Origin of the sequence: Lysinibacillus sp. BNK-21 (genome assembly GCF_048684915.1) — a bacterium.
Classification (GTDB): Bacteria; Bacillota; Bacilli; order Bacillales_A; family Planococcaceae; genus Lysinibacillus; species Lysinibacillus capsici.
The window spans coordinates 4548117-4570651 of sequence record NZ_JBLQTS010000001.1; the positions used below are offsets into that span (position 1 = coordinate 4548117).

The window sequence follows — 22535 nt, forward strand, 5'->3', positions numbered from 1 at the left end:
TATTTATATAAAATAAAAAGATATAGTAATAGGCCCTGTGGATTTGTGGATAAGTATATTTTTATGAATAAAATCAGTCTATCCACATGTAGATAGACTGTGTATAAGTTTGTGTTTAAATAGTTAGTTTGTCCACAGCAATTACTTGCCTAGCATACTACGAATTTGTTTAACATCTTGTTGAAGTTGAACGTCATTTTTCAACATAGAAGATATTTTTTCGTGCGCATGGATGACAGTCGTATGATCGCGGCCACCAAATTCTTCGCCAATTTTGGGCAGCGAAAAATCTGTCAACTCGCGCGATAAGTACATAGCGATTTGACGTGGAAAAGCAATTAATTTAGTACGTTTTTTAGCAGCGAAATCTTCCAAACGTATACTAAAATGTTCCCCTACTGCATTTTGAATGTCTAATATTGTCACTGTTCGCGGTTTTGAATTTGGAATGATATCCTTCAATGCCTCGGCAGCTAATGTCGCTGTAATATCTTTGTTTACAAGAGATGAGTAGGCAACGACGCGAATAAGCGCACCTTCAAGCTCCCTAATATTGGAGTCAATCTGGTTCGCAATATAAAGCATTACTTCATTTGGTACCTCTAGACCGTCTGCTTTTGCTTTTTTACGCAAAATAGCGATACGAGTTTCCAAATCGGGTGGCGCAATATCTGTTATTAACCCCCACTCGAAACGTGAACGGAGCCGATCTTCTAAAGTTGGGATCTCCTTAGGAGGTCGGTCACTTGATATAACAATTTGTTTGGATTCTTCATGTAAAGTATTAAAAGTGTGGAAAAATTCTTCTTGAGTTGATTCTTTTCCAGCAAGGAATTGAATATCATCAATTAGCAGTACATCCACGTTGCGGTACTTATTGCGAAAATCAAGTGCTTTGTTATCACGAATTGAGTTAATAAATTCATTTGTAAATTTCTCGGATGATAAGTACACTACTTTAGCATTTGGATTATGCTCTAATACATAATGACCAATAGCGTGCATTAAGTGCGTTTTACCTAGCCCTACTCCCCCATAAATAAAGAATGGATTGTATGCTTTAGCAGGTGCTTCAGCTACAGCTAGCGAAGCTGCATGTGCAAAGCGGTTACCAGAGCCAATAACAAACGTGTCAAAAGTATATTTCGGGTTTAACATACCTGGTGAAATATCATGATGTTCATTATTTTTTGCTTGGATAATCGGCGCTGGCAAATCAAAATCGTCCGAATCCTGGTTTTTTTGAACAACAAATTTAATAAGCAAGTCTTCGCCTGTTAGCTCCGTTAATATACCTGTAATCAAATGAATATAATGATTTTCAAGCCAGTCTCGAGCAAACGAATTTGGCGCAGCAATTGTCACAGTGGACCCACTACCATTGTAAGATAGTAACTTCGTAGACTTTAGCCACGTTTCGAAGCTTGGTTTAGAAATTTTTTGTTCAACTTGAGCCAGGACATTGTTCCATAGTTCTTCTAAATGTTCCAAGCTACTAATCTCCTTTACAGTGTTCAATACAAAAAAAATCGCATTTATAGAATTGTAAATACGTTCATTTTATAACTCGTCCACATAATCACAAGTTGTGGATAAAAGTTAACCAAAGGCTGTGATGAAAATTATCCACAGCATATTAACAGTTGTGGATAATTAAAATGTTCGTTTTAGTTTTCAACAAAGTGAAGCACAGTAATCGTATCAGAAAAACAAAGCTATTTCAATAGTTTGTGAAACTTATCCACATAGCTTGCAGTTATGCACTTTATAGTTGTCCACAAGCACTGCTTATGTGAGAAACCTGTAGATAATTGTTGTGGATAAAAAATAATGCAAAAAATACTATACACAACTCTGTGTAAAAAAAACAAGTACTCTGTGGATAAATATTTTTATGTTTATGTAGAAAAAAATATTTCTAGTAGAGATCCAAACACTAGAAAATTGAGAATAGAATAAATAGATAGTTCGACGGATTAAAAGAAATTTGTGAAATTCATTGACAAAATAACTAGATACTTTATATAATATTCGAGTCTGTATGTTGAAAAATTCAACTCATATCAGGAGGTGTCTATATAAATGAAACGTACTTACCAACCAAAAAAACGTAAGCACAGCAAAGTACACGGTTTCCGCGCACGTATGAGCACGAAAAACGGTCGCAAAGTTCTTGCTGCTCGTCGTCGTAAAGGAAGAAAAGTTTTATCAGCATAAAATAAGTCCACTGAGCCACATCAGTGGTCTTTTTTTTCTTTATTTTTGGTAAACCTAGAAATGAGGATCAAAAGATATTATCTAATAGCAGGTGAAAGAAATGAAAAAACGCCAACGAGTGAAGAAGAATGATGATTTTCAAAAGGTGTTTAAAAAAGGTAAATCTTTCGCTAATCGTCAGTTTGTTGTTTATTTTTTAGTAAAAGAGGGACAAACGGAATTTCGTGTAGGTTTATCAGTTAGTAAGAAGCTTGGGAATGCGGTAACACGCAACCAAGTAAAACGCTATATTCGACAAAGTATTCATGAATTAAAAGATGAGCTAAAGCCGAATATGGATTATGTTATTATCGCCAGACATCCGGCGGCCACTATGGATTTTCATGAAGTGAAACAAAGTTTGCAGCATGTACTACGAATCGCAAAGGTAATGAAAAAAGTGTAATGTATGCAACCAAGTGGTGAAATTACGCCTGTACTGTTAGCAATAGAATAAATAATATGTGATTTTGCATAAAATTATATGTAAGAGAATTATACACACGGGGGTATTTGTGTCGAGAGTTTTCGCTTAAAAATATGTAAAATTCACAACTTATCCTAGGAATAAGTATGTGTAGTTAGAATATTTAGTAGAGTGAATGTTATAGGCATGATAAAATAACTGATAACTTTATCTTCATCGAGGACTCTCAAAAGTGGACTGAAATAAAGATAAGGCTACTGACGTTAAACCGATTATGTGATAGGAAACTGTCGGTACAAAAAGAACCATATAGAATAAGAAAAAGTGAATAGTAATTGTAGGGGGAAGAAGGTTGAAAAAACAACATTGGGTAATTTTGTCACTAGTATCGGTAGCCTTACTACTTTCTGGTTGTACAGAATTCAATGAACCAATTTCCAAAGATAGCACAGGCTTCTGGAATGAATTCATTGTTTGGCCGTTGGTATCAGCAATAAAATACTTTGCTGATCTGCTAGGTACGTATGCATGGGGGATCATTGCCGTAACGATTATTATTCGTTTAGCAATTTTACCATTGATGATCAAACAAACAAAGAGTTCTAAAAAGATGCAAGAAATTCAACCAAAATTGAAGGAACTGCAAAAGAAGTATGCTTCTAAGGATGCTCAGACACAACAACAATATCAGCAAGAAATGATGAAGTTAATGAGTGAATCTGGAGTAAATCCACTTGCAGGATGCTTACCAGTAATCATTCAAATGCCAATCTTAATTGGTTTCTATCATGCAATTAGCCGTATGAATGCAACATCAACATTTGATTTAGGGAATTTCTTTATCTTCCCGCTAGCAGATCCTGCACCTGCATTAGCTATTACAGCTGGCTTAATGCAGTTTATCGTGTTACGTACAGGACCAGCAATGGATAATCCTCAAATGAAAATTATGATGTATATTATGCCATTCATGATTATTGGTTTTGGTATGGCCTTACCAGCCGCATTATCATTATACTGGGTAATCGGAAACATTATTTCGATTTTCCAAAACTTGTACATTTATAAACCTTGGAATAAAGATAAAACACAACCTGCTCAAAATGGAGGGGCTAAAAAGTGAAACAACTTACGCAAATAGGCGCAACAACACAAGAAGCGATCTCATTGGCGTTACAGAAACTTGGCAAAACCCGTGAACAAGTAGATGTTGAAGTTTTACAAGAAGGTAAAAAAGGATTTTTAGGTTTTGGTGCACGTTCTGCAGAGGTACGTGTAACAGTAAAAGAAGTTCAGGTTCCGACAATTGAAAGCGACAATGCGCAATTGCAGGTAGTAACTCAATTATATGAACCAATAGAAGTAGATGATGTTGAAACACTAAGTTCACAAGTTTCTGAACAACCAAGTGAAATGGAAGAAGTTCAACAAGTCGTTAAAGAACAAGATGAGGATGACTCAGCAAATCCAATTGAAGAGGCAAAGGCTTATTTAAGTAGTATCGCTGAACAATTGGCTATTCATGATCTTGAGATTGCTACGACACGCGAAGGGAAATATGTATTATTTCAACTAAAAAGTGAGAAAGCTGCCCTGCTTATAGGGAAACGAGGTCAAACATTAAATTCCTTACAGCAATTAACACAACTCGTATTAAATAAAAGCGCAAAGCAGTTCTTAATGGTGAAACTAGATGTAGAAAACTATCGCGAGCGTCGACAAGTAGCTTTAGAATTACTTGCGGATCGAATGGCGGATAAGGCATTACGCTTAAATCAACGTGTGGCATTTGAACCAATGCCGTCTTACGAACGAAAGATAATTCATAATCAATTAGCAAACCGCCTAGATCTTGAAACGTATTCAGAAGGTACGGAGCCTAATCGTTATTTAGTAATAGAACCAGTAAAAAAATAATTAGACTGTTTCACATAATCATACAGACAATATATTTTGAAAGGTCATTTTATCTTTTAGATAAAATGACCTTTTTTAATGAAACGTAGCAAATTTTGTCGAAAATATGATTAGCGAAAAATTGATTTTATCCACATTTGGAAATGATCCTTACTTTAGATTTTGCTGAAAATATGTTAGTCTAAGGTGTTAGTAAGTATTGGTCGGTTTTGATTATCCACATGTGGATAACGTTGAGGAGGTCATTAAATGGAGTTCGATACAATTGCTGCGATATCCACACCGATGGGTGAAGGTGCCATAGCCATCGTTCGTTTAAGTGGAGACGAGGCTGTGACGATTGCAGACAAAATATTCAAATCACCCGGGGGAAAAAGTTTAACAACCAAAGATTCGCACACTATTCATTATGGACATTTAGTCGATCCTAAAACTAATGAGGTAGTAGAGGAAGTAATGCTATCGCTGATGCGTGGGCCAAAAACATTCACACGTGAGGATGTAGTTGAAATAAACTGTCATGGTGGATTAGTTTCAGTCAAACGCGTGTTGCAACTTGCTTTAACAAATGGAGCAAGGTTAGCTGAGCCAGGTGAATTCACAAAACGTGCCTTTTTAAACGGACGTATTGATTTATCACAGGCTGAAGCAGTAATGGATTTGATAAGAGCTAAAACAGATCGTGCGATGAATGTGGCTCTGGGTCAAATGGATGGAAAATTATCGAGACTTATTGGTGATTTGCGCCAAGCTTTACTAGAGACATTAGCCCAAGTAGAGGTTAATATAGATTATCCAGAGTATGATGATGTAGAAGAAATGACTGTACCTGTATTAGTAGAGAAATGTACATGGGTAAAAAATGAAATTATAAAACTTTTGCAAACATCTTCTCAAGGAAAAATTTTACGTGAGGGATTATCAACAGTTATTTTAGGTCGTCCGAATGTAGGGAAATCTTCACTATTAAATAGCTTAGTACAAGAAAATAAGGCCATAGTGACAGATATTGCAGGGACTACTCGTGATATTATAGAGGAGTACGTCAATGTCCGAGGTGTTCCACTTCGTTTAGTGGATACAGCGGGTATTCGGGAAACAGAAGATATTGTTGAACGAATTGGAGTAGAACGCTCACGGGAAGCTCTTCGTGGAGCTGATTTAATTCTGTTTGTATTAAACTATGCAGATGAATTAACTGCTGAGGATGAGCGTCTATTCGAAACAATTGAAGAGATGGATTACATCGTTATTGTCAATAAAACAGATTTACCGCAAAAAATTGATTTGGCTCGTGTCAAGGAATTAGCTGGTGAGCATCGCATTGTAACAACTTCTCTGCTACAAGAGGAAGGTATTACAGAGCTAGAAGAAGCCATTGCTGCACTATTCTTTGAGGGACAAATCGAAGCGGGCGATTTAACATATGTTTCAAACGCAAGACATATTGCCCTTCTACACCAAGCACAAGCAACGGTAGAAGATGCAATAGCAGCTGCACAGGATGGTGTACCAGTTGATATGGTACAAATTGATGTAACAAGAACATGGGAAATACTTGGCGAAATCATTGGTGATACTGTTCAAGAAAGCCTCATCAATCAACTATTTTCTCAGTTCTGTTTAGGAAAATAATTTTCAGAAAGAAAGGAAGGTACGAGCATGCCAACAAAATATGAGGCAGGCACGTTTGATGTGATTGTGATTGGTGCTGGTCATGCAGGTTCAGAAGCTGCACATGCCGCAGCTAAAATGGGTGCTAACACATTAATGCTAACAATCAATTTAGATATGATTGCATTTATGCCATGTAATCCATCTATTGGTGGTCCTGCCAAAGGAATTGTCGTACGTGAGATTGACGCTTTAGGAGGCGTCATGGGGAAAGTGATAGATAAAACGCATATTCAAATGCGAATGTTGAATACAGGGAAAGGCCCAGCTGTACGTGCATTGCGCGCACAAGCGGACAAAGTTTTGTATCAGCAAGAAATGAAACGAGTATTAGAAGAAACACCAAACTTAACAATCCATCAAGGGATGGTTGAAGAGTTGATTATTGAGGATGGGGAAGTAAAAGGAGTCATTACACAAATTGGTGCCGTTTATCGTGCTAAAACAGTTGTCGTGACAACAGGTACTTTCCTACGTGGTGAAATCATTATTGGTGATATTAAGTATTCAAGTGGTCCTAATAACCAACAACCGTCAATTCGCTTAGCTGATAATTTAAAAGAGCTAGGTTTTGATCTAGTTCGATTTAAAACAGGTACACCACCACGTGTGAATAATCGAACAATAGATTATGACAAAACAGAGATTCAACCAGGTGATGATGTTCCACGTGCATTTAGTTTTGAAACGACTGAATTCATCATGGATCAGCTACCTTGCTGGTTAACATATACAAGCCCTGAAACTCATGAAATTATTGAAGCAAATTTACATCTTTCACCGATGTATTCAGGGATGATTAAAGGGACAGGTCCACGTTATTGCCCATCTATTGAAGATAAAGTTGTACGTTTTAATGATAAGCCAAGACACCAAATCTTCTTAGAGCCAGAAGGCCGCAATACACGTGAGGTTTATGTTCAAGGTTTGTCAACAAGCCTACCAGAGCATGTTCAAACACGTTTACTAAAATCTATACCTGGCTTAGAGAATGCGGAAATGATGCGCGCTGGTTATGCTATTGAATACGATTCAATTGTGCCAACACAACTATGGCCAACTTTAGAAACAAAACGTATTAAAGGCTTATATACAGCGGGTCAAATCAACGGCACATCTGGCTATGAAGAAGCTGCCGCGCAAGGCTTAATGGCGGGCATGAATGCTGCTGCTAATGTACTAGGTAAAGACGAATTAATTTTGAGCCGTTCGGATGCTTATATTGGCGTTTTGATCGATGACCTAGTGACAAAAGGAACAAATGAGCCATATCGTTTATTAACATCTCGTGCAGAATATCGTTTACTATTACGTCATGATAATGCAGATCTACGATTAGTAGAGTTAGCTTACAATATGGGGATGATTCCACAAGAAAGATATGCTAGTTTCAATGAGAAAAAAGAGCTGATTGAAAATGAAATTGCACGTCTTCGTGAAGTCATTATTAAGCCAAATGAAGCGACACAATCTGTTATTCGTTCTGTTGGTGGTAGTGAATTAAAAGACGGTATACGTGGTGCAGACTTATTAAAACGTCCTGAAATGCATTATGAGTTAATCTCTTCTTTAATTCCGGCAGAAATCGAATTGGCGGATGAAGTGAAAGAACAAATTGAAATCCAGCTTAAATATGAAGGCTATATCGAAAAAGCATTGCAACAGGTAGAGAAACTACACAAAATGGAAAATAAAAAAATTCCTGAGAATATTGATTACGATGCTATTTCAGGTTTAGCAACAGAAGCGCGTCAAAAATTAAAACAAGTTACACCTCTATCTATTGCGCAAGCCTCTCGTATTTCTGGTGTTAATCCAGCTGATATTTCAATTCTGCTTGTTTATATTGAACAAGGTAAAATTGCGAAAGTAAGCAGCTGATCATCAACAACAGTAAAGTGAATAAGAGGCGGGCATACCATTGTGCCCGCTTCCTATTTTTAAAGCTATACTATTAGTTGGAGTTGTATAGCTAGATCAACAAAGGAGACTTTACATGAACGAACAACAATTTATTGAAGCTCTGAAAGAGAAAGGTATCGAACTTTCTGATATACAGATTGCTCAATTTAAAAAGTATTTTGAATTACTTGTTGAGTGGAATGAAAAGATGAATTTAACTGCCATTACAGATTTAGAAGGCGTGTATTTAAAGCATTTCTTCGATTCGATTAGTCCTTCATTTTACTTTGATTTTTCAAAAGTCATAACTGTTTGTGATGTTGGGGCAGGAGCTGGTTTCCCAAGTATCCCAATTAAAATCTGTTTCCCACATTTACAAGTTACAATTGTCGACTCCTTAAATAAAAGAATTACCTTTTTAAATCATTTAAGTGATGAGTTACAATTAGAGAATATGCATTTTGTACATGCTCGAGCGGAAGAGTTTGGCCAAAATTTAAAATACCGCGAACAATTTGATGTGGTAACAGCACGAGCTGTAGCTCGTTTATCCGTTCTAGCAGAGTTATGTGTACCTTTAGCGAAACAAGATGGATATTTTGTTGCTTTAAAAGCCGCAGCTGGGGCAGAAGAACTAAAGGATGCTAAAAAAGCTTTAACAACATTGGGTGTTAAACTGAGAGAGGAATTTTCTTTCAAGCTACCTGTTGAAGAAAGTGAACGCATTTTATATATATTTGATAAAATAAAAGGAACACCGAAAAAATATCCGCGTAAGCCAGGTGTACCAAATAAAACACCGATTCAATAATTAGTGTTTCATGTGAAACTTCTCAAAGTGGAAAATATTTTTTCTATTTTGAGCATACATACTAGTTATGGATGGTTCACGCAAAAGACATCTATGAACTATATACATTTAAAGAAATATAATAAATAATAATAGAATGACACAGAGCAAGATAGTTACTTAAAGGTGGTGCCACTTGGATGAAAAGTCCTTTTTCACGTTTTTTTGGAGGCGGAAGTAAAACAGAGCCTATTGTGAAAAATGAAGTAGAACAAGCAGAGGCGGTTCATGCAGCGGAAGAAGTCATAAAGTTGCCTATTGATCAAATTGTACCTAACCGTTTTCAGCCACGTACTATTTTTGATGATGAAAAAATTGAAGAATTATCAAGAACCATTCATACACATGGTGTGATTCAGCCAATTGTTGTACGTAAAACATCAGACAATCAATATGAAATTATCGCTGGTGAGCGTCGTTATCGAGCGATGAAAAAGCTACAATGGACAGAAGTCCCTGCTATTGTACGTAATTTAACTGATAAGGAAACAGCATCTATTGCGTTAATAGAGAACTTGCAGCGTGAGGAGTTAACTGCTATTGAAGAAGCGGTAGCCTATCAAAAATTATTAGAGCTTCATGAGCTAACACAGGAAGCTCTTGCCCAAAGACTTGGAAAAGGACAATCCACTGTAGCCAACAAATTACGTTTATTAAGGCTGCCAGATGAAGTACAGCAAGCTATTTTGAAGCGAAAAATATCTGAACGACATGCACGTGCATTAATTGCTATTAAAGATCAACCATTGCAACTAGAAATTTTGCAGCTAGCAATTGAAAATGATTGGAATGTGCGACAGTTAGAGGAGCAAATCCAGGCTATATTACATCCTGTAGCTGATGAGCAGGAAGAATCAATTCCAAAGAAAGCTAAACCGAAACGTAAAGCTATAAGTAAAGATGTACGTATTGCTTTGAATACCATCAAACAGTCTTTAACGATGGTAACGAAAAGTGGGATTACGGTGAAAACTGAAGAAGAAGATACAGAAGAATACTATCAAATTACAGTGAAGATTCCTAAAAAGAAAAAAGTGTAATAAATTATTTTAGAAAAATAATTTATGATCAAATTTATCACTGTACAGGGGAGATATCTCAGAAGATTAATAGAGATATCTCCTTTTTTGTATTTATTCTTAATATTTTATACAACTCTCTTCAAATTTTTTGATAGAATGAAAGTTAGATAGCGGATTAAATAGTGATTTTACAAATGATTTGTCAAAGTAAACTTTGATAGATGAAAGCAGGTGCTTTTAAATGGGTAGAATTATAGCAATCGCCAATCAAAAGGGTGGCGTAGGTAAAACAACAACTTCGGTCAATTTGAGCGCTTGCCTAGCATACTTAGGTAAGAAAGTACTTTTAATTGATACTGATCCGCAGGGGAATACAACAAGTGGACTTGGTATTAATAAAGGAGAAATACAGGGTTGTATTTATGATGTGCTCATTGATGATGAAGATGTTCAAAATGTCATTCAAAAAACAAATGTTGAAAATTTATCTATCGTGCCAGCAACTATCTCACTTGCAGGTGCAGAAATTGAATTGGTTTCGACTATTTCCAGAGAAGTACGTTTAAAACATGCTTTACAAAATGTGAAAGAGGATTTCGATTATATAATTATTGACTGTCCACCATCTTTAGGGCTTTTAACAATCAATGCGTTAACAGCTTCAGATGCGCTTATTATTCCTGTACAATGTGAATATTATGCATTGGAAGGGTTAAGTCAATTACTATCAACAGTTCGCCTCGTTCAAAAGCATTTGAATCAACAGCTTTATATCGATGGCGTTTTATTAACAATGCTAGATGCACGCACAAACTTAGGCTTACAAGTTATTGAGGAAGTGAAAAAATATTTCCAAGATAAAGTATATAAAACAATAATCCCCCGTAATGTGCGATTAAGTGAGGCACCAAGTCATGGTCAACCAATCATCACTTATGATGCAAAATCTAGAGGTGCAGAAGTTTATTTAGAGATGGCGAGGGAAGTGATTAAAAATGGCTAAAGGTCTAGGAAAGGGTATTGGGGCATTATTTCCAGGAGAGTCTTTAGAACACAGTGGTCAAGTGGAAGAAATCCAATTAGATTTAATTGTTGCGAACCCATTTCAGCCACGTAAAATTTTCGATGAAGAAAGTTTACAAGAATTAGCTGATTCTATTAAAGAACATGGAATTTTACAGCCAATTGCTGTGCGTAAAAAAGCACGCAAGTTTGAAATTGTTGCGGGAGAGCGTCGTTATAGAGCTTGTCTATTAGCTGGCCTCGAGGTTATTCCTGTCATTATAAAAGAGCTATCAGATGCACAAATGATGGAGCTTGCTATTTTAGAAAACCTCCAACGTGAGGATTTAACTGTTATTGAAGAAGCAGAAGCCTATCAGAGTTTAATGGAAAACTTACATTTAACTCAGGAAGAGTTATCGAAGCGATTAGGAAAAAGTAGACCACATATTGCCAATCACGTTCGGCTACTGGCATTACCAGAAGATGTACGTAAATTGATGAATGATGGAACTCTATCGATGGGGCAGGGACGAGCATTACTCGGCTTAAAAAATAAAAGAAGAATATCAGAAGTGGCTAATAAGGTAATAAATCTAGGATTGAACGTACGTCAAGTTGAATTATTAGTGCAAAACTTAAATGAAGAAGTTTCACGTGAAACAATCCCTCCTAAGAAAAAAGATATCTTTGTAACTGCAAAGGAGTCACAATTACGAGACTACTTTGGAACAAATGTTCAAATAAAGAAAACAAGCAATAAAGGGAAAATAGAAATTGAATTTTATTCTGAAGATGATTTAGAACGAATATTGGAAATATTAAACATACAGGAAGAATAAAATAATATTTCTATAACTTAATCAGAGCGCCAAGCAAATAGGCGCTCTCTATTTTTTAGAGAGAAAGAAGGCTTAAGTGTGGTATTACTAGGGGCATTAATAAATGCTGTGTTAATTATAGTAGGAGCATTAGTAGGGCGCATTTTTAAAAATCTTCCTGAATCTATGAAATCTACGGTTCTTTCTATTATTGGTTTAGCCGTCACATTATTAGGGATAAAAATGGGCTTTGAAAGTGATAATTTTATTATATTGGTAGTAAGTTTAGTGGTAGGTACAGTAATAGGTGAGTGGTTAGATTTAGATAAACAAATGAATCGTCTAGGTAAATGGGTAGAGAGTTTATTTCGTACAAAACGGGATGACCAAAATCAAATTAGCATAGCAGAGGGCTTTGTAACTGCCTCACTAATTTTTGTTGTAGGATCAATGGCTGTTATAGGTGCTCTTGATAGTGGTCTTCGTAATGATCATAATGTACTCATTACTAAAGGATTAATAGATGGATTTACATCCATTATTCTAGCCTCGACATTAGGTATAGGTGTAATGCTATCCGCTGTACCTGTCTTTGTTTATCAAGGATTAATAGCTCTTTTTGCAGGTGTTATAAGTTCCTTTATCCCTGATGCCGCACTACAAATGTTCATTACAGAAATGACAGCTGTTGGCGGGGTTATGATTATGGCAATAGGGTTAAACATTGCAGGCTTAGCTAAGATCAAAGCTGCTAACTTGCTTCCAGGTATCGTCATTGTTGGTATTATGGTGGCTATCTTCTACATTTTTTAGTGAATAACGATGAGCAGCCAGTAATAATGCTCTTGAAAGCTTTTCAGCCATTGCATAAGAAATATGAAGTCTGGTATTTTGTAAAACAAGCATTTCCATAAAGCCTCCAATATTGACGATTCCTTTCACGGAAATGTCTCCAATTGGGGGTAATTCTTTTTTTACAGCTTTTCCAGGGAAAATGGGTCCACTTTGAACTGAAATATGACCAACATTTTGCTCACTGCCGAGACAGGCATCAATCGCAATAATGAATGGTTTTGTAGTATGATTGTGTAGCTGTTGCATTGTAGAATCTAGGTTTAGAGCATGTAAAGGGTCTTCTAAGGAACCTACAATTTCATAAGGAAAGCTAACAGATTTTTTTAAAAAGCTACCAGTTAATGGACCAAGTGTATCACCCGTACATCGGTCACTGCCAATACAACAAAAAATTAGTCTTTCATGATGAAACGGTATATGTTCTAAAAATAATGTACTTAATTGCCAAACAGCATTTTTACTCTCATGATGAAGGGAATAAGGTAGTAACAAATTTGGTATAGTATTCATAAAAAAACTCACTTTCTTTTTATTTTTAGAAGTGCTCAATTTTTATGCAGTATACGCAAATTTTTAGCAAGTTATTCAAGAGGTGGTAATGATGGAAAAGAATAAAAAGTTAATGGAAAAATACTGGGACAAGCTCACATCTGAGGATCTTTGGGAAAAGGTTATTGATGCATCTATAGAAATTTTGCTCATTCTATTAGTATCGTGGATCGCTGTAAGATTAGGTAAAAAATTTATTAAAAAGGTGTTTTTAATCCGTATGCGTTCACCATTGAGCCACTCAGAGCGACGCCAACGAACAATTTCAAGATTATTACAAAGCGTGATTTCCTATGTCGTTTATTTCTCTGCAATCATTGGTATACTTTCTTCCTTAAATATAAAGGTAGCAGGTTTATTAGCGGGTGCAGGAATTGTTGGTTTAGCAATAGGTTTTGGTGCTCAAAGCTTAGTAAAGGATGTTATTACTGGATTCTTTATTATTTTTGAAGACCAGTTTGGTGTAGGCGATTATATAAAAATAAATGCTGCAGAAGGTACAGTTGTAGAAATTGGCTTACGTACAACAAAAATTAATGGTGCTACTGGTGAACAGTTCATCATTCCCAATGGTGCCATAGGCGAAGTCGTCAATTATTCTGTTAACAACTCCAAAATTTTTATAGATTTACAAATGGCCACGGATGCTGATTTTGAGAAAGCAGAAGGGGTTATTAATAAGTATTTAGAGACATTGCCTAAGATGCATAAAGAATTAATTGCAGCTCCGGTATTTCTAGGTGTGCAAAATGTGAAAGGGACAGAAGTAACCATTCGTATAGCTGCTGAAACATTACCGCAGCAACAATATGGAGTAGCACGTACCATACGCCGCGATATTACGAAACTCTTTGAAGAAAATAATATACCAATGGCCTATCCAAAAATGATGTTCTATGGCAAAGATGAGGGGAGAAGTGTGTAAGATGGAGGCAAAAAAATTTGGTTTAAACGATATTGTTGAAATGAAAAAACAACATCCATGCGGTACTAATAAATGGAAAATTATTCGTATGGGGGCGGATGTACGTATCAAATGCGAAGGATGTCAGCATAGTGTCATGATTCCACGTCGTGAATTTGAGAAAAAAATGAAAAAGGTTTTATTTTCTGCGGAGGAGTCGTAACATCAGGCATATTAGACTTTTTCTGGGTGAATCAATATAATAGATAGGGTTATATGAGAGAAAATTTGAACTGAGTATAGAAAGGTTGTGTCCATCCATGGCATTAACAGCTGGAATCGTTGGTTTACCTAACGTTGGAAAATCAACATTATTTAACGCAATAACAAAAGCGGGCGCATTGGCTGCAAACTATCCATTCGCAACGATCGATCCAAACGTTGGTATAGTTGAAGTACCTGATGCACGTTTAGATAAATTAACAGAATTAGTGGTACCGAAAAAAACTGTGCCAACTGCATTTGAATTTACAGATATCGCTGGAATTGTTAAAGGTGCTTCCAAGGGTGAAGGATTAGGAAATAAGTTCCTAGCTCATATTCGTGAAGTAGACGCAATTTGTCAGGTAGTACGTTGTTTTGTAGACGAAAACATTACTCACGTTTCTGGTGCAGTAGATCCAATTGACGATATTGAAGTTATTAATCTAGAGCTTGCACTAGCTGACTTAGAATCTGTGGATAAACGTTTACAACGAGTTAGCAAAATGGCGAAACAAAAAGATAAAGAGGCTATGATAGAAGAGCCAGTGCTTCTAAAAATTAAAGAGCAACTAGAAAACGGTAAACCAGCTAGAGCAGCTGAGCTATCAGATGATGAATTAAAGGTAATTAAAGGTCTTCATCTGCTAACAATTAAACCAATGCTTTATGTAGCAAACGTTTCAGAAGATGAAGTAGCAGATGCAGACAACAACGAGTATGTGAAAAAAGTACGTGAGTATGCATCCGCTGAAGGTGCACAGGTCATTACTATTTGTGCAAAAATCGAAGAAGAAATTTCTGAGTTAGATGATGAAGAAAAAGCTATGTTCTTAGAAGAATTAGGAATTAAAGAATCTGGTTTAGATCAACTAATTCGTACTTCTTATGACTTATTAGGACTAGCTACTTACTTCACTGCAGGTGTACAAGAGGTACGTGCCTGGACGTTCCGTAAAGGAATGAAGGCACCTCAATGTGCAGGTATTATTCATACTGACTTTGAACGCGGCTTTATTCGTGCAGAAACAGTGGCATATGATGATCTTCTTGAGGCAGGTTCGCAAGCAGCGGCTAAGGAAGCTGGTAAAGTACGTCTTGAAGGTAAAGAATATGAAGTACAAGATGGCGATATTATGTTATTCCGCTTTAATGTATAAAAAACTTACAAGGGCAATCTAAAATGGTTGCCCTTTTTCGATTGCGTAGTTATCAGAATTTTTAATGTATGGAGGCGACTTATGAATGAATCCTGTGCAAATTAAGGAACGTGGTTTAGAGTTTGAGCAACTGGGGATGCTACCACAAGATGTCTTAGATTATATTTATGAACAACGATTATTCAAATTGTTCACTCCAAGAGAATTAGGTGGTATGGATTTAAATTTAGTAGAAGGTGTAAAGATATTTCAACAGATGTCTGCACTTGATGGCAATTTTGGATGGCTCATTACTATTGGTACAGGTGGAAACGTATTTATTCCAACATTCAGTAAGGAAATTTGTGAAAAAATCTATTCTCCTAAAGAAGCAGTTATAGCAGGTAGTGGATATCCAACAGGGATAGCTATAAAAACAATTGGAGGCTATTATGTAACAGGGCAATGGAAGTATTGTAGTGGTTCTAATTATGCATCAACATTTACGATGAATTGTTTAATTGAAGAAGATGGTATCAAAACCGAAAAAATTATTAGCTGCTCAGTAAATCCACATGATGTAGAAATTTTGAATGATTGGTCTGCAATGGGTTTAAAGGCAACAGCTAGTCATACAATCCGTGTAAACAATGTTTGGGTACCACAGGAAGCTACTTTTCAATTAGGGGTCATCAGAAATGATTATGGCAATTCAGTACATAGCTTTCCATTTACCACTTTTGCAGAGGCTTCCTTTTTAGGCGTTTGTCTTGGGATGACAGAGAATTTTTTAGAAGAAGCTTTTGCTTTAATGAAGCAACGAAATCATGATGGAAGCAGAACTGAGCGAATTGGAGCCTTCCAATTTTTATGGATGCAGCAGCATAAACGTTTCAAGCAATGCGAGGAACAGTTTTATGCAACATTATCTGTCTTTTGGCAACAGCATCAAAAAGGTGAACAATTAACGGAAGAGGAATTATCACAATTTACTCAATTGGCTAAGGATATAGCTGCTGCCTGCTTAGAGATAGCGAATAATTTAATACGCTGTCTCGGTATGGATGCTATTACAGAAACATCTACGATTAACCGTATTTGGAGAAATTTATATACAGCAGCCCAGCATGGATTTTTAACTCCTTAAAGTATAAATAGAATCTGTAGTTGTTCATTTCTAATCTACAGATTCTATTTAATTATGTAGTCTTATTTTAATGATGATCCTTTTCCCGCAATAGATAAACATACAGCTTTGGTAATTTAGGATCATCCTGTACGATAGCATTACGTGGATATTTGCGTAGCTCTTTATACATGGCAAAATCGCCTACAGCTCCAGCTATTAACACCGCCCCTATCAATATTAAAACAGTACTGTTAAGATAAAACCCAACAATGGTTGGAAGTACTCCAGTCGTCCAGAATGGCAGTAATAAAGCTTTTTTCATAGCATGGTTGGGGAGAGGTTGCTCAGTAGTTGCATAGGCAATACCTTGCTCTAAATTTATGCCATATTTTAAAGCTTTAAAGGGAACTCTGCCAAAAATCATAAAGCCAATTAAATGAAAAGCCTCGTGTAGGATAATAAAAATTATATACAGCACAACAAATAGTGCTGTGCCACCAATCATCTTCCAAAAAGAAAAATGGAAATCTTTAAAGCAAATATATTGAATGGCAATAAATAATATGACAAGACCACTTGTAATCACAAAATTGTCGATCATTAACTTCTTTAAATCTAATTCGATAACGATAGGATCCTTATCGTTGGTTAACATGAAGGCACTCCTTTCATAGATAATGAAATATACTGCCATTATATAACGAATTATTAGTTTGTGACTTGAAAGACATGTACCTATATGTTACAATTCATTGATGTGAGTAATAATTAATTACTTGCTCCTTGCTCCCTTAATTAGGAGAGCCTAAGTCCATAAGGAGGTGTAAACAGATGAGAAAATACGAATTAATGTACATCGTACGTCCGAACATTGAAGACGAAGCGAAGAAAGCTTTAGTTGAACGTTTCAACGAAATGTTAACTTCTAACGGTGCAGAAGTCATCGAATCAAAAGAGTGGGGCAAACGCCGCTTAGCTTATGAAATTCAAGACTTCCGCGAAGGTTACTACCAAATCGTAAAAGTAAACGCTACTTCAGATGCAATCAACGAGTATACACGTCTTGCTAACATCAGCGAAGACATCATTCGCCACATTGCAGTTCGCGAAGAAGCTTAATAATTAATTTTTTACAAAACGCTGAAAAGGAGGTTGTATTCTGATGATTAACCGTGTCGTATTAGTTGGAAGACTAACAAAAGATCCTGAGCTACGTTATACACCGAATGGAGTTGCGTCTACAAGATTTACAGTAGCTGTAAACCGTGCATTCTCAAATCAACAAGGTGAACGCGAAGCTGATTTCATTAGCTGTGTTGCTTGGCGTAAACAGGCTGAAAACCTAGCGAACTTCATGCGAAAAGGAAGTTTAATTGGGGTAGAAGGTCGTATCCAGACAGGCAGTTATGAAGGACAAGATGGTAAGCGAGTATACACAACAGATGTCGTGGCGGATAGCGTACAGTTTTTAGAACCCCGTAATGGTAGCGGTGCTCCTGCTCCTCAATATGGTGGACAAACTTACGGTAATAACCAACCGTCATATGGCGGTGGTCAACCACAACAACAGTTTGGTGGCGCTATGCCAGGGCAGGGTTCCTATGGCGGCGATTCGTATCAGCAAAATCAACCACCTATGAATCAGCCAAATTATACACGTGTAGATGAGGATCCATTTGCGAATAGCAAAGGGCCAATAGAAGTATCTGAGGATGATCTTCCATTTTAAAAAGTGAATAGTGTGTAAACAGCAAAAACTTCAAAAGCCCTTATTTAATATAGCTTTTGATATGTTTACACTGTGTAATCTTGGAAATGGTATTCATCCAAAATTTAAAGATTATTTGCAGTGTTTAAATATAGTGTATAATCTATTGCTATATGTAGAATTACTACTTTATATTTAAAATAACTGTATAATCTTTAAATTCAATAATCTAATAAGGAGGGGACATACTATGGCACCACGTCGCGGAGGCCGCAAACGCCGTAAAGTTTGCTACTTCACTTCAAACAATATTACGCACATCGACTACAAAGATGTAGATTTATTAAAAAAATTCATCTCTGAGCGCGGTAAAATTTTACCACGTCGCGTAACTGGCACAAGTGCAAAGTACCAACGTAAATTAACTTCAGCTATTAAAGTATCTCGTATCATGGGATTACTTCCATTCGTAGCAGAAGATAAATAAGATTGATGACGTTAAGGTAACTGACCTTACATCAATTTTAACTACCAGCATATTACGATATTCGTATCGGGTATGCTGGTTTTTTGTTATGGTTAAAAGGAAAATTATCAACTAGTTAGGTAAAAGTTCGAATTAAAATTGAAAAAATAATGACAATGTACATAGTGATCTAAGTGATTTTTGTTCAATACTATGAAAAAATGGTACAATAAAGGGTAGTAAGTTTGACTGAAAAAAAGGAAGGTTTTCAATGCCGAATAATCAAACAAAAGCGCTTGTACAAGGCTCAATGATGGTTGCACTTTTTACAATCTTAATGCTAATTTCTGCATATGTACCATTCATCTTTATAGTAGCTTTATTATTCGCTCCACTACCGATTGCTTGGTATAGCGCAAATTACAAGCGTTCCACATCAATACTCGTAGCAATAGTAGGCTGTATCCTAACCACTATAACGAGTGGAATATCCATGCTGCCATTTGCCTTTATTTTAGGGCTAGTAGGTGTCGTTATGGGTAACGCCATTTATTTGAAGAAGAGTAAGCTTTATTTATTTATGTCAACGGGGATTGCTAATCTCCTTTCGATGGCAATTGTTTATGTTGCTTATGTAAAGCTTTCAGGGATTGACTTCATAAGCATGAGTTTAGAGATGGCACGTAAAAATTATGAGCAATCTAATGAATTTGCGAAGAATGTAACAGGCCAAGTAGCCATTAATCCAGAGCAGCTTGAGGCAATGTTTAAAACAATTGAACTGACTATGCCTGCAACGATAACAATCTCAGCATTTTTTGCTGCATTTATTATCATTACAGTCAATTTACCAGCTCTAAAACGACTAGGGGTAGATGTTCCAAAATTTGCTCCATTCCAAAATATGAGATTACCACGCTCTATTTTATGGTATTACATGATTGTTTTATGTATTAATTTATTCATGCGTCCTGAGGCTGGCTCTACGCTAGATATTATTGTATTAAATGTTTCTTATATTTTATGGTTGTTACTGATTTTACAAGGAATATCTTTTATCCATTATTTTATCTCTAAAAAGGGGATGCCAAATGGAGTTAAATGGGTAGCAACTTTATTAGCAATTCCATTATCATCCTTTATGATCTTACTCGGTATTGTTGATTTAGGTTTTGACGTGCGTTCACTTGTAAAGGGGAAGACTAAAGAATAAGGGGCTGATTGTAATGGGGACATTTAGAAAACGACCAATTCGCTATCCGCTTTTTGTTCTTTCCATATTTGGAACTGTGACGTTCGTGCTTCTATGTATTTGGAATATCGGGATAGGCATCGGTTATGGTGTAGGTTTTGTTTTACTGATGGCCTACACATGGAAAGTAGAGAAGATAGCTTTTGAGGAAACAGAAAAGCACATTGAATCTATCTCCTTCCGTATGAAAAAAGTGGGGGAAGAGGCACTGCTTGAAATGCCAATTGGGATACTGCTGGTTAATGAGCAGTATGAAATCGAATGGTCTAATCCATATATGCAAGGCATTTTAAATATGGAATCATTAGTTGGAGAAGGTATTGTAAATATATCTGATGACATCTATGTATTAATGAAGACCGAGGAGACTAATGAGGCGACGATTACACTACGTGATCGGAAATATCGTGTTTATTATAAAAAAGAGGAACGACTACTGTATTTCTTTGATATAACTGAACAGATTGCCATTGAAAAGCAATACTATGCAGACCGTACAGTAATCGCTATATTGTTTGTCGATAATTACGATGAAATCACGCAAGCCATGGACGATCAACCACGTAGTTTAACCAACACAATGGTTACTTCAATTGTCAATGAATGGGCTGCAGAGCATGGTGTATTTGTCAAACGAATATCATCAGATCGTTTCTTAGCAGTCTTAAATGAATCCATTTTAACGGAGCTAGAAAAGAAAAAATTTGCTATATTAGATACCATTCGAGAAAAAACAGCTCAAAAGAATTTATCATTAACATTAAGTATTGGTGTAGGAGCTGGATCATCCTCATTAGTGGAGCTTGGTGAGTTGGCACAATCCAGTCTTGATCTTGTATTAGGACGGGGTGGAGACCAAGTGGCAATAAAGCAACCTACTGGAAAACTTAAATTCTATGGTGGAAAAACAAATCCAGTCGAAAAACGTACACGTGTTAGAGCGCGCGTTATTTCACATGCATTACGCGATTTAATTCAAGACAGTGACCAAGTGTTTGTTATGGGACATAAAAATCCTGACATGGACTCCATTGGTGCTTCTGTAGGTGTACGTAAAATGGCACAAATGAATGATGTAAAGGGCTATGTCATTATCAATTTTGATGAATTAAATGGTAGCGTTACACGATTAATGAATGAAATAGAGAGTAAATCAGATTTCTATGAAAATTTCCTTACACCAGAGGAAGCCGCTGGTAAAATGACTGAGAAATCGTTGCTCGTTATTGTTGATACACATAAGCCGAATTTAGTAATTGATGCACACCTATTGAAATTAGCTGAAAAGGTGGTTGTAATCGACCATCATCGTCGAAGTGAGGACTTTATTGAAAATCCTACACTCGTTTATATGGAGCCATATGCGTCATCCACAGCAGAGCTAGTGACAGAGTTACTAGAATATCAGCCGAAGCGTGCAAAAATTAATATGCTAGAAGCTACTGCATTACTAGCGGGTATTATCGTTGATACCAAAAGCTTTACACTTCGAACAGGAGCACGTACATTTGAAGCAGCTTCTTACTTACGAACAAATGGTGCCGATACAGTATTGGTCCAACGTCTCTTGAAGGAGGACGTGGACACATATATAGAGCGCTCCAAAATTGTGCAAACAGTTAGGTTCGTAAAACCAGGAGTAGCTGTTGCTGTAGGTGAGGAATCAAAAGTGTATGACTCTGTCTTAATTGCGCAAACAGCCGATATTTTACTAACGATGAAGGATGTTAGTGCATCCTTTGTCATTGCACATCGGGCAGATGGCAAAATTGGTATAAGTGCACGATCACTTGGCGAGGTCAATGTACAGCTAATTATGGAGAGGCTTGGCGGCGGTGGACATTTAACGAATGCTGCCTGCCAAATAGATGCTAAATCCATCGATGGTGTGAAAAAACATTTAGAAGAGGCCATAAATGAGGTCTTTGAAGGGAGTTCTGACTAATGAAAGTAGTATTTTTAAAAGACGTTAAAGGAAAAGGAAAAAAAGGTGAAATTAAAAACGTAGCTGATGGCTATGCACAAAATTTCTTAATCAAGAATGGCTATGCAGCGGAAGCAAATGCGCAAGCTTTAAGCCAAATAGAGGGGCAAAAGAAATTAGAGGCCAAAAATGCTGCTGCCGAATTAGCTGAAGCACAAGCATTAAAGGAAAAAGTAGAAGCACTAACAGTTGAGCTAAAAGCAAAATCAGGAGATGGTGGCCGCTTATTTGGCTCAGTATCTACAAAGCAAATTGCTGATGCATTACAAAAAGTGCACGGCATTAAAATTGACAAACGTAAAATGACTTTACCTGATGGGATTCGTTCACTTGGCTTTACAAATGTTCCTGTAAAACTACATCATGAAGTATCAGCAACGTTAAAAGTCCATGTAACGGAAGAATAAGGAGCGACAA

General features: G+C 36.5%; 24 protein-coding genes. 21 read left to right on the forward strand and 3 right to left on the reverse strand.

The window, feature by feature from the left end; all coding sequences use genetic code 11:
• Window positions 1-141: 141 nt before the first annotated feature.
• The gene (dnaA, locus tag ACMGGO_RS22755) at window positions 142-1491 is read right to left on the reverse strand and encodes a chromosomal replication initiator protein DnaA (protein WP_004233307.1); all 1350 of its coding nucleotides are present in this window, start codon (window positions 1489-1491) and stop codon (window positions 142-144) included.
• Window positions 1492-2082: 591 nt separating this feature from the next.
• On the opposite strand from dnaA, the gene rpmH reads away from it, so the two are divergent.
• The 11 genes from rpmH to ACMGGO_RS22810 all read left to right on the forward strand — a co-directional run bounded on the left by rpmH (window position 2083) and on the right by ACMGGO_RS22810 (window position 12684).
• The gene (gene rpmH / locus ACMGGO_RS22760) at window positions 2083-2217 is read left to right on the forward strand and encodes a 50S ribosomal protein L34 (RefSeq protein WP_004233310.1); all 135 of its coding nucleotides are present in this window, start codon (window positions 2083-2085) and stop codon (window positions 2215-2217) included.
• A gap of 100 nt (window positions 2218-2317) precedes the next feature.
• Window positions 2318-2662, forward strand: coding sequence for a ribonuclease P protein component (rnpA, locus tag ACMGGO_RS22765; RefSeq protein ID WP_048395204.1), 345 nt, complete (start codon window positions 2318-2320; stop codon window positions 2660-2662).
• A 373-nt stretch (window positions 2663-3035) separates the two neighbouring features.
• Window positions 3036-3806 carry a membrane protein insertase YidC gene (gene yidC, locus ACMGGO_RS22770; RefSeq protein WP_025115704.1) on the forward strand — a complete coding sequence of 257 codons (771 nt, stop codon included), beginning with the start codon at window positions 3036-3038 and terminating at the stop codon, window positions 3804-3806.
• Window positions 3803-4600 (forward strand): RNA-binding cell elongation regulator Jag/EloR, encoded by a 798-nt coding sequence (jag, locus tag ACMGGO_RS22775; protein ID WP_048395207.1) that lies wholly within the window; start codon window positions 3803-3805, stop codon window positions 4598-4600. The genes yidC and jag overlap by 4 nt, the downstream gene beginning before the upstream one ends.
• Window positions 4601-4849: 249 nt before the next feature.
• Window positions 4850-6235, forward strand: coding sequence for a tRNA uridine-5-carboxymethylaminomethyl(34) synthesis GTPase MnmE (mnmE, locus tag ACMGGO_RS22780; protein ID WP_374805753.1), 1386 nt, complete (start codon window positions 4850-4852; stop codon window positions 6233-6235).
• A 27-nt stretch (window positions 6236-6262) separates the two neighbouring features.
• Window positions 6263-8155: a tRNA uridine-5-carboxymethylaminomethyl(34) synthesis enzyme MnmG gene (mnmG, locus tag ACMGGO_RS22785; RefSeq protein WP_048395211.1), complete on the forward strand. Its 1893-nt coding sequence runs from the start codon at window positions 6263-6265 to the stop codon at window positions 8153-8155.
• 115 nt (window positions 8156-8270) lie between these two features.
• Complete coding sequence (rsmG, locus tag ACMGGO_RS22790; protein WP_066038358.1) at window positions 8271-8987, forward strand: 16S rRNA (guanine(527)-N(7))-methyltransferase RsmG; 717 nt, start codon at window positions 8271-8273, stop codon at window positions 8985-8987.
• Window positions 8988-9166: 179 nt separating this feature from the next.
• The gene (gene noc / locus ACMGGO_RS22795; RefSeq protein ID WP_004233323.1) at window positions 9167-10066 is read left to right on the forward strand and encodes a nucleoid occlusion protein; all 900 of its coding nucleotides are present in this window, start codon (window positions 9167-9169) and stop codon (window positions 10064-10066) included.
• Window positions 10067-10289: 223 nt separating this feature from the next.
• Window positions 10290-11051: a ParA family protein gene (locus tag ACMGGO_RS22800; RefSeq protein ID WP_048395216.1), complete on the forward strand. Its 762-nt coding sequence runs from the start codon at window positions 10290-10292 to the stop codon at window positions 11049-11051.
• Entirely contained in the window at window positions 11044-11892 is an 849-nt protein-coding gene (locus tag ACMGGO_RS22805) for a ParB/RepB/Spo0J family partition protein (RefSeq protein WP_048395218.1), read from the forward strand. Before ACMGGO_RS22800 ends, ACMGGO_RS22805 begins: the two co-directional genes overlap by 8 nt.
• A gap of 78 nt (window positions 11893-11970) precedes the next feature.
• Window positions 11971-12684 carry a DUF554 domain-containing protein gene (locus tag ACMGGO_RS22810; protein WP_048395220.1) on the forward strand — a complete coding sequence of 238 codons (714 nt, stop codon included), beginning with the start codon at window positions 11971-11973 and terminating at the stop codon, window positions 12682-12684.
• On the opposite strand, the gene yyaC is transcribed toward ACMGGO_RS22810, so the two are convergent.
• Window positions 12604-13236 (reverse strand): spore protease YyaC, encoded by a 633-nt coding sequence (gene yyaC, locus ACMGGO_RS22815; protein WP_048395222.1) that lies wholly within the window; start codon window positions 13234-13236, stop codon window positions 12604-12606. The two genes, ACMGGO_RS22810 and yyaC, sit on opposite strands and share 81 nt — an antisense overlap.
• A gap of 91 nt (window positions 13237-13327) precedes the next feature.
• On the opposite strand from yyaC, the gene ACMGGO_RS22820 reads away from it, so the two are divergent.
• From ACMGGO_RS22820 to ACMGGO_RS22835, 4 genes are all read left to right on the forward strand, one after another.
• Window positions 13328-14200: a mechanosensitive ion channel family protein gene (locus tag ACMGGO_RS22820; RefSeq protein ID WP_054548813.1), complete on the forward strand. Its 873-nt coding sequence runs from the start codon at window positions 13328-13330 to the stop codon at window positions 14198-14200.
• A gap of 1 nt (window position 14201) precedes the next feature.
• Window positions 14202-14402 (forward strand): DUF951 domain-containing protein, encoded by a 201-nt coding sequence (locus tag ACMGGO_RS22825; RefSeq protein ID WP_048395226.1) that lies wholly within the window; start codon window positions 14202-14204, stop codon window positions 14400-14402.
• A 97-nt stretch (window positions 14403-14499) separates the two neighbouring features.
• Window positions 14500-15600 (forward strand): redox-regulated ATPase YchF, encoded by a 1101-nt coding sequence (gene ychF / locus ACMGGO_RS22830; protein WP_016994923.1) that lies wholly within the window; start codon window positions 14500-14502, stop codon window positions 15598-15600.
• An 85-nt stretch (window positions 15601-15685) separates the two neighbouring features.
• Window positions 15686-16726 (forward strand): acyl-CoA dehydrogenase, encoded by a 1041-nt coding sequence (locus ACMGGO_RS22835; RefSeq protein WP_374805754.1) that lies wholly within the window; start codon window positions 15686-15688, stop codon window positions 16724-16726.
• A 67-nt stretch (window positions 16727-16793) separates the two neighbouring features.
• Here ACMGGO_RS22835 and ACMGGO_RS22840 read toward each other — a convergent pair whose 3' ends face one another.
• Complete coding sequence (locus ACMGGO_RS22840; protein WP_420282281.1) at window positions 16794-17363, reverse strand: DUF3267 domain-containing protein; 570 nt, start codon at window positions 17361-17363, stop codon at window positions 16794-16796.
• Between the two features lie 176 nt (window positions 17364-17539).
• Between ACMGGO_RS22840 and rpsF the strand changes: the two genes are divergently transcribed.
• The 6 genes from rpsF (at window position 17540) to rplI (ending at window position 22525) form a co-directional block, all read left to right on the forward strand.
• Window positions 17540-17827 carry a 30S ribosomal protein S6 gene (gene rpsF, locus ACMGGO_RS22845; protein WP_016992320.1) on the forward strand — a complete coding sequence of 96 codons (288 nt, stop codon included), beginning with the start codon at window positions 17540-17542 and terminating at the stop codon, window positions 17825-17827.
• A 43-nt stretch (window positions 17828-17870) separates the two neighbouring features.
• Window positions 17871-18437: a single-stranded DNA-binding protein gene (gene ssb / locus ACMGGO_RS22850; RefSeq protein WP_048395233.1), complete on the forward strand. Its 567-nt coding sequence runs from the start codon at window positions 17871-17873 to the stop codon at window positions 18435-18437.
• Window positions 18438-18666: 229 nt separating this feature from the next.
• A complete protein-coding gene (gene rpsR, locus ACMGGO_RS22855) occupies window positions 18667-18903 on the forward strand; it encodes a 30S ribosomal protein S18 (RefSeq protein ID WP_004233359.1) in 237 nt (78 codons plus the stop codon).
• 250 nt (window positions 18904-19153) lie between these two features.
• Window positions 19154-20095, forward strand: a complete 942-nt coding sequence (locus ACMGGO_RS22860; protein ID WP_066038355.1) for a YybS family protein — start codon at window positions 19154-19156, stop codon at window positions 20093-20095.
• A 13-nt stretch (window positions 20096-20108) separates the two neighbouring features.
• Complete coding sequence (locus ACMGGO_RS22865) at window positions 20109-22079, forward strand: DHH family phosphoesterase (RefSeq protein ID WP_374805755.1); 1971 nt, start codon at window positions 20109-20111, stop codon at window positions 22077-22079.
• Window positions 22079-22525, forward strand: coding sequence for a 50S ribosomal protein L9 (gene rplI / locus ACMGGO_RS22870; RefSeq protein WP_004233368.1), 447 nt, complete (start codon window positions 22079-22081; stop codon window positions 22523-22525). The genes ACMGGO_RS22865 and rplI overlap by 1 nt, the downstream gene beginning before the upstream one ends.
• Window positions 22526-22535: the final 10 nt, after the last annotated feature.